Below are 12,209 nucleotides of genomic sequence, written 5' to 3'. Positions count from 1 at the left end.
CTTTTCAGGGCTGAAGATCGACAGCAGCACGGAACGAACCGTCCATGTGGAACGGCGTCGAGTTGTGCTCGTGGGCGATCCGCCAGCCGTTTCCGGTGCGCCGCAAGGCGAACGTGGTGCGGAACCAGAGCGTGAACGATTCGCTCTCCCCCCGCGGCGTCGCGGTCAGCTTCGCCAGTGCGGCCACCACCGCCAGATCGCCGGACACCGTGATCTCCTCGTCGTGGTACGTGTAGGAAATCGGTCCGTCGAAGGTGCTGAACCACTGCGCGACGTAGTCCGCGGAAGCGCCGGTCGTGCGCAGCGGCGGGGCGAGGTCGAACTTGACCGCCTTTTCGGTGTAGCTCGCGACGACCCGCTGCGGGTCCTTCGCGTGCATCGCGGCGGTGCGCTCGGCCAGCAGGTCGCGGATCTCGTTCTCGGACATTTTGTGTTCTCCTTTTCCCGGATGCGGGTTACGTCCGGGACGTCGAAGCTGTCCGCGCGGCTTCGACATCAGGGGTGGAAGAACTTTCGAGGAGGCTCCCGATGAAGTATCTGGTCCTGATCTACGGCAACCCGGCGTCGCGCGCGGCCTGGGCTGGGATGAGCGACGAGCAGAAGGCCGAGGGACTGCGCGCCTACCAGCGGTTCCACGAGGAGCTGGAGCGCACCGGCGAGCGGATCGTGTCCGAACGGCTGGCCGCGCCGGAGCTGACGAAGCAGGTCCACGTGCGCGCGGACGGCGTGAGCACCACCGACGGCCCGTTCGCCGAGATCAAGGAACAGCTCGCCGGGTTCTACCTGCTGGAATGCGATTCGGAGGCCCGCGCGCTGGAGATCGCCGCGCGGATCCCGGAGGCCCCCTTCGCGACGATCGAGGTGCGGCCGGTGATGGGACTGACCGGCGACGTGGACTTCGAGCTGTGATCGACAGCCTCCTGCGCGACCTCATCCCGCAGGTGCTGACCGCGCTCGTGCGCCGCTACGGCGATTTCGGCAAATGCGAGGACGCCGTGCAGGAGGCCCTGCTCGCCGCCGCCGTGCAGTGGCCGAAGGACGGGGTCCCGGACAACCCGAAGGCCTGGCTCATCACGACGGCTTCGCGGCGGCGGATCGAGATGTGGCGCAGCGAAGCCGCGCGGATCCGTCGTGAGGAGACGGTGGCCGCGCTGGAACCGCCGTCCTTCGAACTCGTGCCGCAGCAAGACGACACCCTCACGCTGCTGTTGCTGTGCTGCCATCCCGCGTTGAGCCGCCCGTCGCAAGTAGCGCTCACTTTGCGCGCTGTTGGCGGTCTGACCACGGCCGAGATCGCGCGGGCGTACCTCGTGCCGGAGCCGACGATCGGCCAGCGGATCAGCCGGGCGAAACAGAAACTGCGCGGTGCGGAATTCGCGTTGCCGCCGCAGGACCAGCTGCCAGAACGCGTCGCCGCGGTGTTGCAGGTGCTGTATCTGGTGTTCACCGAAGGCCATACCGCGAGTTCCGGCAGCGCGGTGAACCGCGTCGAACTGACCGCCGAAGCGATCCGGCTCGCCCGGCAACTGCACGCCCTGCTGCCTGCCGACGGCGAGGTCGCCGGACTGCTCGCGCTCATGCTGCTCACCGACGCCCGCCGCCCGGCCCGCACCGGTCCGGACGGGATCCCGGTGCCGCTGGCCGAACAAAACCGCTCGCGCTGGGACGCGTCCGCGATCGCCGAAGGCAGCGCGCTCATCGAACACGCGCTGACCACCACTCCGGTCGGCCCGTACCAACTGCAGGCCGCGATCGCCGCCGTGCACGACGAGGCCCCGACCGCCGACGACACCGACTGGCCGCAGATCCTGCTGCTGTACGACCTCCTGCAGCAGCTCGCGCCCGGTCCGATGGTCGACCTCAACCGCCTGGTCGCGCTGGCCCGTGTCGAAGGTCCGGCGGTCGCCCTCGCCGAACTGGACGCGACCGAGCACCTGGACCACTACCGAGCCGACGTGGTCCGCGCCCACCTCCTGGAACTGTCCGGCGACCCGCGCGGCGCCCACGACTGTTACGTCCGCGCCGCCCAGCGCACCTTGAGCCTTCCGGAACGGGAGTACTTCGAAGCGCGTGCTTTGCGTGTTATGTCGGAAAAACCCCGATAACCCCTGTCTGAAGACGGACCCCGGCCCCGACTCCAGGTGGACGCGAGAACGCTCGTCAGCTGGGTACCCTGCGGGGACCAGGCACGAATCACAAGGGGGTTGGCAGTGAACATCGACCACGTGCTGGAGGCGATCCCTCCGCTGTCGGTCTACCTGTTGGTGGGCTTGGTGGTGATGGTCGAAAGCCTGGGCATTCCGTTGCCGGGGGAGATCGTGCTGGTGAGCGCCGCGCTGCTGGCGTCGTCGCACAGCGGGCTGAACCCGCTGTGGATCGGCGTGCTGGCGTCGGCGGGCGCGATCATCGGCGACAGCATCGGGTACCTGATCGGCAAGAAGGGCGGCAAACGGCTGTTCGCCTGGGCGGGCCGGAAGTTCCCCAAACATTTCGGCCCGGACCACATCGCGAGCGCCGAGAGAATGTTCCACAAACGCGGCATGTGGGCCGTGTTCTTCGGCCGGTTCGTCGCGGTGCTGCGCATCCTGGCCGGCCCGCTCGCCGGATCGCTGAACATGCACTACCCGCGCTTCCTGATCGCGAACGCCCTCGGCGGCATCGTGTGGGCAGGCGGAACGACGGCGCTCATCTACTACCTGGGCGTGGTCGCCGACAAGTGGCTGAAGGGCTTCCAGTGGGCCGGTCTTGGCGCGGCGCTGGTGATCGGCGCGGTGGTGACGCTGGTGCTGAAGAAGCGCATGTCCCGCCACGCGACGGCTTCCTCGTCGGAGTCGTCGGAAGAGAAGAACGACGCGGTCGCCTGAGCCTCGAGCTGACTGACGGGATTTCCCCGGCAGGTCTTCGGACGTGCCGGGGTTTCTTGTTTCCATGCCTGGAAATAAGCGATGCCCCGGGCGGCATGCGAAAGCAGAGGCGACCCGGGGCGTACTGCGCCATACTAGCACATCCCCTCCGGCCCGAGAGGGGCGAAAAGGGGGGAGGGGCGGCCGATGCCGGAGGAGCCGGGGTGGATCCGGGACGGTTTGTCGGCCCCGAGATTCGCGCCGTATCTCGCGAAGGCGGACGGCGATTTCACCCGGGCCAGCGCGCTGTATTGGTGGAACGTGGAGGTTTCCGCGGCGTTCTACCCGGCGCTGCATTGCCTGGAGCTGGCGTTGCGCAACGGGCTGCACCGCACGTTGGCGACGGCGTTCGACCGCGAAGACTGGTGGCGGGTCGCCCCGCTGCGCCCCGATGGCGTGGGCAAGCTGGCCGAGGCTCGGCGCAAGCTGACCGTGCGCGGACGGCCCCACACGCCCGACGACCTCGTGGCGAACCTGTCGCTCGGGTTCTGGGTGTCGACCCTCAGCAGCGCCTACGACCGCACGCTGTGGGTGCCGCACCTGCATCGCGCGTTCGCCTTCTATCGCGGCAAACGGCGTGATCTGCACGCCGATCTACGCACTGTTCTGCTGTTCCGCAACCGGATCATGCATCACGAGCCGATTCATCATCGGCATCTGTGGAAGGACCACGAGACGATTCTGCGTGTGCTCGGCTACCTGGTCCCGGAGCTGGCCGGCGAGCTGAAGACGTACGACCGGGTGCCCGAAGTCCTGCGGCAGCGCCCCGGCCGCTGACTCTCACACCGGCAGCAGTTCCTCCGGCGTAACCGCCGGCTTCCTCCGCAGCGAGCCCAGCAGCACCCCGCCGATCACCACCGCCGCGGCCACCAGGGTGAGCACCGTCGGGACCTCGCCGAGGATGAAGAACGACGCCGTCAACCCCACCACCGGCACCAGCAGCGAGAACGGCGCGACCACGCCCGCCGGGTTGCGGCGCATCAGCGTGGTCCAGATGCCGGAGCCCACGACCGTCCCGAAGAGGACCACGTACGCCAGCCCCGCGACGCCGATCAGGCCCGTTTTCGTGCCGAGCGTCGTCAGCGAGTGCCAGGCGGCGCCCGGACCCTCGAAGATGCTCGACAGCGCCAGCATCGGCAGCGGCGGCACCACGGACATCCACAGCGTCAGGTGCAGCGGGTTGTCCGGCTCCGCGCGGCGCATGCTCAGGTTGCCGATCGCCCAGCTCAGCGCGGCCAGCAAGGTCAGCAGCACCGGCACGAGCGCGGCCTGTCCGGACTGCTGCCAGGCGATCGCCGTCATGCCCGCCACCGCGAGCAGGATCCCGGCCAGCTGCCGTCCGGAGACGCGTTCCCGCAGCAGCACCGCGCCCAGCAGCACGGTGAACGGCGCGGACGCCTGCAGCACCAGCGACGCGAGCCCGGTCGGCATGCCCAGGTGCATCGCGACGAACAGGAACGCGAACTGCCCGGTGCCGAACCCGAGTCCGTAGCCGAGCAGGTACCGCAGCTTCACCCGCGGCCACGGGACGAGGAACACCGTCGGGATCGCGATCAGCAGAAACCGCAGCGCGCCGGCGAACATCGGCGGGAACTGGCCGAGGGTGGCGTGGATCGCAATGAAATTCAGGCCCCACAGGACGGCGACGAACACGGCGAGCAAACGGTCCCGGATGGCCATGCCTCAAGCTTGCCTAGGCGAACCTTGAAGCACCAGCGAGAAAAACTGCACTGACTGTGTAGCGCAGCTTCACATACACTGCGCGAATGGACTTGGGCCGGCTCCGCACGCTGCGCGAATTCGCGGATCGGGGCAGCGTCACCGCCGCGGCGCGGGCGTTGCACTGCACGCCGTCGGCGATCTCGCAGCAGTTGCGCGCGTTGCAGGCGGAGGTCGGCATCCCGCTGACCGAACCGGCCGGCCGCGGCCTGCGGCTCACCGACGCGGGCCGCGCGCTGGTCGCCCGCGCCGACGACGTGCTGGCCGCGCTGGACCGCGCCGAGGCGGAGCTGGACACCTACCGCAGCGCCCCGCGCGGACGCGTGCGGATCGCGATCTTCCAATCCGCCGGCCTGATGCTCCTGCCCGGCCTGCTGCGCCGCATCGACCAGCACGAAAACCTCGAGGTCGACGTCCGCGACGTCGACATGGTCCCGCCGCAGGTGCCCGGACTGGTCGCCGATTACGACGTCGTCGTCGCCCACCGCGACGAGCACGCGCCCGAATTCGACACCGAACGCCTCGACGTCTTCCCGCTGCTGCGCGAACCGCTCGACGTCGCTCTTCCGGTCGGCCACCGGCTCGCGCGCAACCGCCGCGTCGGCCTGGCCGATCTCGCCGACGAACGCTGGATCTCGGTGGACCACGGCTTCCCGGTCGACGACGTCCTGCGCTCGCTGACCGTGCGCACCGGAGTGCGGCCGCAGATTGTCCAGCGGATCAACGATTTCCGTATCACCGAACGGCTCGTCGCGGCCGGACACGGGATCGCACTGATGCCTCGGTACACAATGGACACTCGACGCGGCAGCGGCTTGGTCGGCCGTCCGCTGGCCGGAATCCGCGCGGCACGGCTGGTGGAAGTGGTGTGCCGCACCGGCGCCGCGAACCGTCCGGCTGTCGCGACTGTGATCGACGAAATGCGCGCCGAGGTAGCCGCGCTCACGACCTAGCTGGGTTCGCTGCCACGCAACCGATGGTGCTGACCCCCGAGCGGCAGGTTCCCCCGGCCGCCGCGATCAGCCCGCTGATCAATGCGCTGTACTCGGCGCTGCGTGCCGTCGAATCCCGACCGTGATCGCCGAGCCCAGCAACACCGCGATGGTCAGCGACAACGCCAGGCTCACTCCCGGCTCGGCAACCAGTTGGCCACCGGCGTAGCCGAGGAACGCGACGTACGACGTCCACAGCAGCACGCCGAGCGCGGACGCGGTCAGAAACTCGGTGAATCGCCACCGCAGCGAGCCGGCCAGCAGCGCGCCGACCGTCCCGCCGGAAGGCAGCCACCGCGCGACCACCAGGACCGGCCTCGGGTGCCGCTGCAGGCGTCCGTCGAGCCAGGTCAATCCGGCGGCCAGCTTGCGCCGACGGCCCAGCCGGGTGAGCATCCGCGCCCCGCCGAACCGCCCGAGCGCGTACAACGCCTGGTCGGACAGCAGGCAGCCGAGGCTGGCGACCGCGATCACGACTGCCAGCGACGCCCCGTGCTGCGCGGCGGCCACGCCCATGCCGAGCAGCGTCACCTCGGTGGGCAACAACGGCACCAGCGAGACGACGAACAGCACCACCAGCCCAGCCGTCGTAGCGTTCATATCTCTATTAACCGCTCCGCCAGCGCCGATGAGTCCCAATCATCGGCACTTCACAGCAAGGCACAGCCGGGACATAGCTTCCTCGAAGAACCCGGACAGAGGATGTCAGGGTTCGCCCGCACACTGGTGGTTCACCGAGAGAAAAGGGGACGAACGGAATGAGCGGGGAACTGGCCGGCAAGGTCGCGCTCGTGGCGGGCGGCACGCGCGGGGCGAGCCGGGCGATCGCGGTCGAACTGGGCCGGGCCGGGGCGTACGTGTACGTCACCGGTCGCACGACGCGGACTGGACGGTCCGAAGTGGACCGTCCGGAGACCATTGAAGACACGCTGGAGCGGATCGAGGCCGCGGGCGGCAGGGGAAGCGCGCTGCGGGTCGACCACCTGGTGAGCGACGAGGTCGCCGCGCTCGCCCAGCGGATCGACGCGGAACACGGCGGGCTCGACATCCTGGTCGACGGCATCTGGGGCGGCGACCGTTACCTGGAGTGGGGCAAACCGGTCTGGGAGCATTCGCTGGACGCGAGCCTGCGGATGATGCGGCTGTCCCTCGACGCCCACCTGATCACCAGCCACCACCTGTTTCCGCTGGTGATCCGCCGTCCGGGCGGGCTCGTGCTCGAGCTGACCGACGGCACCGCCGAGTACAACCGGAAGTACCGCGAGGGCACGTCGCTGCCGTACTACCTGGCCAAGGCGGCGATCAACGTCCTGGCCGTCGGCGAGGCGGCCGAGCTCGAAAAGCACGACTGCACCGCGGTCGCGTTCACGCCGGGGTGGCTGCGGTCGGAGGCGATGCTGGAGATTTTCGAGGTCACCGAGGAAAACTGGCGCGACGCGACGGTCCGCGAGCCGCACTTCGTGATCTCGGAATCGCCGGTCTTCTCCGGCCGCACGGTCGTCGCGCTCGCCGCCGACCCGGACCGGCACCGCTGGACCGGCCAGACCGTCTCCAGCGGACAGCTGGCGAAGGTCTACGAGATCGACGACGTGGACGGCAGCCGCCCGGACGCGTGGCGGTACATCGAAGAGGTGCAGGAACCCGGCAAGCCCGCCGACGCCACCGGCTACCGCTGATGCCGACTGTCCGTGAAGGGCTCCTTGAGGGAATCAGATTCCCTCAAGGAGCCCTTCACGGACGGTTGCGGTCGGCGAGCGCCTGACCGAATTCCGCGACCGCGGCGCGGATCTCCGGCGGGCTCCGCACCTCGACGCCGGGGCCGAGGGAAACCAGCTGAACGACGGCGACTTCCTTGCCTTCCAGGGCGAACTCGGCCTCGGCCCACCCGTCGGCGTCCTTCGGGCCGAGCGACACCAGCACCTCGTTCATGTGCTCCGGCCCGAAAACCCGGCGCAGCGCCCCCGCCGCGGCCCGGTCCAGCCGAGCCGTCACCTTCAGCGGCAACGGCATCTTCTCGAACTCCGCCGACGATGCCCGCCACCAATCAGCGAGCGAGAATTCTTCCGGCCGCGCAAAGGTTTCGCCGGTTTCGGCGACCCCTTCCAACCGCGAGACGCGATACGTCCGCAGGTCCGCGTCGACGCGCGCCACCAGGTACCAAACCCCGGCCTTCAACACGAGACCCAGCGGATCCAGCGTCCGCCGGGTGACCTTGTCGCGCCGCCGATAACGCACGTCGAGCCGTTGCTGCGTCCACACCGCCTTCGCGACCGCGGGCAGCGCGGCCGCGTCGTCCGGAGAGGTGAACCAGGCCGAAGCGTCGAGATGAAACCGCCCGGCGACCGTCCGGGCCTGTTCCTGCAGCTGAGCGGGCATGCTCGCGGACACTTTCGCGTGCGCCGCGGCCACCGCGGTGCCGAGACCGAGCCCGGCCAGCGCGTCCGGCACGTCGAGGGCCAGCAGCGCGACGGCCTCCCGCGAGGTGAGGCCGTCGAGCCGCGAACGCCAGCCGTCCACGAGCCGGATGCCGCCGTGCCGCCCTGGTTCGCTCCAGAGCGGCACGCCGGCTTCGCGCAGCGCGGCGAGATCCCGCCGCAGCGTCCGCTCGGTCACGCCCAGTTCGCCGGCCAGCTCCCCGACGGTGCCCGCGCGTTTGCGGTGCAGCGTGAAGAGAAGCGCGACCAGGCGCTCGGCTCGCATCAGGCTCGGATCAGCGGTTGGCCCGGTTGACCGCGCTCACTACCGCGCGCAGCGACGCGGTGACGATCGACGGGTCGACGCCGATGCCCCAGAACACGCGGTCGGAGATCGCGCATTCGATGTAGGACGCGGCGCGCGAATCGTCGCCCGGGCTCAGCGTGTGCTCGCTGTAGTCCAGGAGCCGCAGGTCGTAGCCCACAGTGGACAGTGCGTCGAAGAACGCGGCGATCGGCCCGTTGCCGCGGCCGGTGATCTCGTGCTCGTCGCCCTCGACCTTCACCGTGGCCTCGAGGTCGTACTCGCCGCCGCCGTTGTCGGTGACGCGCTGCTTGATCAGCTCCAGCGGCGTCTTCGACTCCAGGTACTCGGCCGAGAACGCGCGCCACATGGTGGCCGGGTCGACCTCGCCGCCCTCGGAGTCGGTGTAGGCCTGGATGACCTTCGAGAACTCGATCTGCAGCCGGCGCGGCAGGTCGAGCTGGTGCTCGGCCTTCATGATGTAGGCGACGCCGCCCTTGCCGGACTGCGAGTTCACCCGGATCACGGCCTCGTAGGTGCGGCCGACGTCCTTCGGGTCGATCGGCAGGTACGGGACCTCCCACGGGTGCTCGTCGACCGGGACGCCCTTCTTGTCCGCGGCGTCCTTCATCGCGTCGAGGCCCTTGTTGATCGCGTCCTGGTGGCTGCCGGAGAAGGCGGTGAACACCAGGTCGCCGCCCCACGGGGAGCGTTCCGGGACCGGCAGCTGGTTGCAGTACTCGACGGTCCGCTTGATCTCGTCCATGTCGGAGAAGTCGATCTGCGGGTCGATGCCCTGGCTGTAGAGGTTCATGCCCAGCGCGACCAGGTCGACGTTGCCGGTGCGCTCGCCGTTGCCGAACAGGCAGCCCTCGATCCGGTCCGCGCCGGCCTGGTAGCCCAGTTCGGCGGCGGCGATCCCGGTGCCGCGGTCGTTGTGCGGGTGCAGCGACAGGATCACCGAATCGCGGCGCTCCAGGTTGCGCGACATCCACTCGATCGAGTCGGCGTACACGTTCGGGGTGGCCATCTCGACGGTCGCCGGCAGGTTCAGGATGACCGGCTTCTCCGGCGTCGGCTGCCAGATCTCGGTGACCGCGTTGCACACCTCGAGCGCGTAGGACAGCTCGGTGCCGGTGTAGGACTCGGGCGAGTACTGGAAGCGGAAGTCGGTGTCCGGCTGCTTCGCCGCCAGCTCGACGACCATTTCCGCGGCCGAGGTGGCGATCTTCTTGATGCCCTCTCGCTCCTCGCGGAACACCACGCGGCGCTGCAGGATCGACGTCGAGTTGTAGATGTGGACGATCGCCCGCGGCGCGCCCTCGAGCGCCTGGAAGGTGCGCTCGATCAGCTCGGGACGGCACTGGGTCAGCACCTGGATGTGCACGTCGTCGGGGATCGCGCCCTCTTCGATGATCTCGCGCACGAAGTCGAAGTCGGTCTGCGACGCGGCCGGGAAACCGACCTCGATCTCCTTGTAGCCCATGCGGACCAGCAGGTCGAAGAACTTGCGCTTGCGCGCGGGCGACATCGGGTCGATCAGCGCCTGGTTGCCGTCGCGCAGGTCGACCGCGCACCACAGCGGCGCGCGCTCGATGCGCTTATCCGGCCAGGTGCGGTCGGGTACGTCGATGTTCTCGACGACGTCGTACCAGGGGCGGTAACGGTGGACCGGCATGGACGTGCCGCGCTGCGGATTCCACGAGGGCTGTCCGGCGGGCGCGGGACGAGAGGGCGTGCGCAGACGGGAATTAGTGGTACGAGGGTCGGTGCTCATCGCGGGAAAATCTCCTGAAGGGATCGGTGCGGACGACCGGCACCACAAAGCCCCGCGACGAGGAGCCGGTCAGATCAGGCCCCGTCGCGGCAGCGAAGCAGGAGTTCACGCGCCACGGGGTCACTGTAACCACCCGACGCGCGGAAAGGAAAGCCGCCCGTCGCGATCGAACTGTTACGTCGGGTGGCTGATACCTGTTACTAGCGGGTAGCGTCCCGCGAAGCGACGTGCCAGACTGCCCGGCATGGGCGAGCACGCGGAGCAGGCACAGGAAACCGAGGCGAAGGCGCGTCCCCAGCGCACCCCGGTGGACTGGCGGCGCACCCGGGAGCGCGGGGTGTCCTTTCTCGCGGCACTGGTGCGCTGGGTCGGACTGCTGTTCGCCGCGATCCTGGTGCTGCACGTGATTTTCGTCATCGGCGAGGCGAACCAGGGCAACGGCATCGTCTCGTCCGTCCGCGACTGGGCCGACGGGCTGTCGCTCGGCTTCAAGGACCTGTTCACGCCGAGTGACGCGAAGCTGCGCGTGCTGGTGAACTACGGCATCGCGGCGGTCTTCTGGCTGATCGTGTCCGGAATCCTGGCGAAGATCATCCGCCGGGTCGGGGGCGCGGGGGCCTGAGCCGGGCTCAGGGCTGCCAGACGATCGGGTTTGCCCGGTAGTCCGTGCCTGTGGCCAGCCAGGCATAGGAGTCGCTGTCGTACTTCGCGCCGGTCACCGTGGTGCCGGGGGCGACCAGTTCCATCGTGCAGTCGCCGTAGGTCGCGCCCTTGGCCGTGAAGCCGTCGGTTTCGTCGCTGTGGCACTTCGGCGAGTCCGCGGACATGCCTAGCCTGCTTTTGGCGCCGTCCTTGAGCAGTCCGCGAATAAGGGCCACGTGGGCGTCGGAGAAGTCGTCGCCGGTCTCGTTCGACACGGTGAACCGGACGTAGAACGGCACCAGCCCGGCGACGTCGTCGCCGAGGTTCATCCGAGCCACCTCCGCCTCGGTGCCCCGGTCGATGCGGGTCACCGTGATGCCGACCGCGCCGACGGGTGAGGTGTCGGTCGTGAACGGCACCACGGCCTTCTCGCCGATCTTGAGCTTCGTGCCCGGCTTGGTGTAAGCGATCTTCTTCCGCGCGGGCGCGCTCGACGATGCGGGCGCGCTCGACGATGCGGGCGCTGCGGCCGGGGCAGTGCCCGGCGGCGGCGCATCGGCCGCGCTCGAACACGCGGACAGCGCGAACGCCAGCGTCGCCGCCAAGGCAATCGATCTTCTGCCAGCCATCCGTTCTTCCCCCAGGACGCGAAAGGGGGCGTCAGCCCTCGGCTGACGCCCCCGCGGTGGTCTTTAGCTTACTGCCAGGTCACCGCGTCCTTGCCGTAATCCGTGTTCGGCGCCAGGTCCCGGTAGGTGCTGGCGCTGTAGCTGGCCCCCTTCACCTCAGCGCCCGCCGGGGCCAATGCCAGCACGCAGCTGTTGTACGAAGCGCCCTTCGTGGTGAACGCCTTGCCGGAGTTCCCGCTGTCGCATTTCTCGAACTTGCCGATCACCGTCACGTGCGGGCCCTTGGTGCCGTCCCCGAGCAGGCCGTTCATCAGGCCCAGCGAGCTGTACGCGAAGTCCGCTCCGGTCTCGTTCGTGACCTTGACCTGGATGTAGTACGGCGTCATGCCCTTGGCTCGGTCGCCGAGCTTCAGCGGGGCCAGGTCGGCCTCCACGCCCTTGTCGATGCCGGTCACCGTCACGCCGATCGCGCCGGTGTTCTTCTGCGATTTGAACGGCACCACGGCCTTCTCGCCGATCTTCAGCTTCGTGCCCTGCTTCGTGTACTCGGCCGAGGCGGAGTCGCCGGCCGGCGCGGACGACGAAGACGACGAGGACGGGGCGGCCGCCGACGAGGAGGCGGGCGGAGTGGCGATCGGCGGGGCGGGGGTGTCCCCGGAAGAGCAACTGGACAGCGCGAACGCCATCGCCGTTGCGGAGACCGCCAGTACAACCGGCATCGCAGTACGCATTTCGTCACTCCTTGAGAAGATTCCCACCGATTCAGCTGCCTGACCGGTTTGGTGCCTATCTGACCTCAAGGACGGGCCGCCGGTTCCCTCAATCGCTC

At 69.0% G+C, this 12,209-nt stretch carries 14 protein-coding genes; 7 read left to right on the top strand and 7 right to left on the bottom strand.

Features of this window, described 5'->3' with window-relative positions; genetic code table 11:
- Positions 1 to 4: 4 nt before the first annotated feature.
- Positions 5 to 427, bottom strand: coding sequence for a nuclear transport factor 2 family protein (locus tag SSMG_RS36565; protein ID WP_037716057.1), 423 nt, complete (start codon positions 425 to 427; stop codon positions 5 to 7).
- 101 nt (positions 428 to 528) lie between these two features.
- On the opposite strand from SSMG_RS36565, the gene SSMG_RS36560 reads away from it, so the two are divergent.
- The 4 genes from SSMG_RS36560 (at position 529) to SSMG_RS36545 (ending at position 3,680) form a co-directional block, all read left to right on the top strand.
- The gene (locus tag SSMG_RS36560) at positions 529 to 909 is read left to right on the top strand and encodes a YciI family protein (protein ID WP_037716055.1); all 381 of its coding nucleotides are present in this window, start codon (positions 529 to 531) and stop codon (positions 907 to 909) included.
- The gene (locus SSMG_RS36555; RefSeq protein WP_009084551.1) at positions 906 to 2,105 is read left to right on the top strand and encodes an RNA polymerase sigma factor; all 1,200 of its coding nucleotides are present in this window, start codon (positions 906 to 908) and stop codon (positions 2,103 to 2,105) included. Before SSMG_RS36560 ends, SSMG_RS36555 begins: the two co-directional genes overlap by 4 nt.
- A 105-nt stretch (positions 2,106 to 2,210) precedes the next feature.
- Entirely contained in the window at positions 2,211 to 2,864 is a 654-nt protein-coding gene (locus SSMG_RS36550; RefSeq protein WP_009084549.1) for a DedA family protein, read from the top strand.
- Positions 2,865 to 3,050: 186 nt separating this feature from the next.
- Entirely contained in the window at positions 3,051 to 3,680 is a 630-nt protein-coding gene (locus SSMG_RS36545; protein ID WP_009084548.1) for a hypothetical protein, read from the top strand.
- Positions 3,681 to 3,683: 3 nt separating this feature from the next.
- Here the strand turns inward: SSMG_RS36545 and SSMG_RS36540 are convergent, their stop codons facing one another.
- Positions 3,684 to 4,583 (bottom strand): EamA family transporter, encoded by a 900-nt coding sequence (locus SSMG_RS36540; protein ID WP_009084546.1) that lies wholly within the window; start codon positions 4,581 to 4,583, stop codon positions 3,684 to 3,686.
- Positions 4,584 to 4,669: 86 nt separating this feature from the next.
- Here SSMG_RS36540 and SSMG_RS36535 point away from each other — a divergent pair, with 86 nt between their 5' ends.
- A complete protein-coding gene (locus tag SSMG_RS36535) occupies positions 4,670 to 5,575 on the top strand; it encodes a LysR family transcriptional regulator (protein WP_037716052.1) in 906 nt (301 codons plus the stop codon).
- Between the two features lie 78 nt (positions 5,576 to 5,653).
- Here the strand turns inward: SSMG_RS36535 and SSMG_RS43045 are convergent, their stop codons facing one another.
- A complete protein-coding gene (locus SSMG_RS43045; protein ID WP_009084542.1) occupies positions 5,654 to 6,214 on the bottom strand; it encodes a DedA family protein in 561 nt (186 codons plus the stop codon).
- Between the two features lie 158 nt (positions 6,215 to 6,372).
- Here SSMG_RS43045 and SSMG_RS36525 point away from each other — a divergent pair, with 158 nt between their 5' ends.
- Positions 6,373 to 7,290, top strand: a complete 918-nt coding sequence (locus SSMG_RS36525; RefSeq protein ID WP_009084540.1) for an SDR family oxidoreductase — start codon at positions 6,373 to 6,375, stop codon at positions 7,288 to 7,290.
- Positions 7,291 to 7,345: 55 nt separating this feature from the next.
- On the opposite strand, the gene SSMG_RS36520 is transcribed toward SSMG_RS36525, so the two are convergent.
- Both SSMG_RS36520 and leuA read right to left on the bottom strand, forming a co-directional pair.
- A complete protein-coding gene (locus SSMG_RS36520) occupies positions 7,346 to 8,314 on the bottom strand; it encodes a YafY family protein (RefSeq protein WP_009084538.1) in 969 nt (322 codons plus the stop codon).
- 10 nt (positions 8,315 to 8,324) lie between these two features.
- Positions 8,325 to 10,010 carry a 2-isopropylmalate synthase gene (gene leuA / locus SSMG_RS36515; RefSeq protein ID WP_086024925.1) on the bottom strand — a complete coding sequence of 562 codons (1,686 nt, stop codon included), beginning with the start codon at positions 10,008 to 10,010 and terminating at the stop codon, positions 8,325 to 8,327.
- Positions 10,011 to 10,353: 343 nt separating this feature from the next.
- Between leuA and SSMG_RS36510 the strand changes: the two genes are divergently transcribed.
- Positions 10,354 to 10,731 (top strand): hypothetical protein, encoded by a 378-nt coding sequence (locus tag SSMG_RS36510; protein ID WP_009084534.1) that lies wholly within the window; start codon positions 10,354 to 10,356, stop codon positions 10,729 to 10,731.
- 7 nt (positions 10,732 to 10,738) lie between these two features.
- Here SSMG_RS36510 and SSMG_RS36505 read toward each other — a convergent pair whose 3' ends face one another.
- Complete coding sequence (locus SSMG_RS36505; protein WP_009084532.1) at positions 10,739 to 11,380, bottom strand: hypothetical protein; 642 nt, start codon at positions 11,378 to 11,380, stop codon at positions 10,739 to 10,741.
- Between the two features lie 68 nt (positions 11,381 to 11,448).
- A complete protein-coding gene (locus SSMG_RS36500; RefSeq protein ID WP_009084530.1) occupies positions 11,449 to 12,111 on the bottom strand; it encodes a hypothetical protein in 663 nt (220 codons plus the stop codon).
- Positions 12,112 to 12,209 lie beyond the last annotated feature (98 nt).

It is taken from the genome of Streptomyces sp. AA4 (assembly GCF_000158875.1).
Taxonomy (GTDB): domain Bacteria; phylum Actinomycetota; class Actinomycetes; order Mycobacteriales; family Pseudonocardiaceae; genus Amycolatopsis.
The sequence above is the reverse complement of the archived record's forward strand: the minus strand, read 5'-3'. Positions and strand labels throughout refer to the sequence as shown.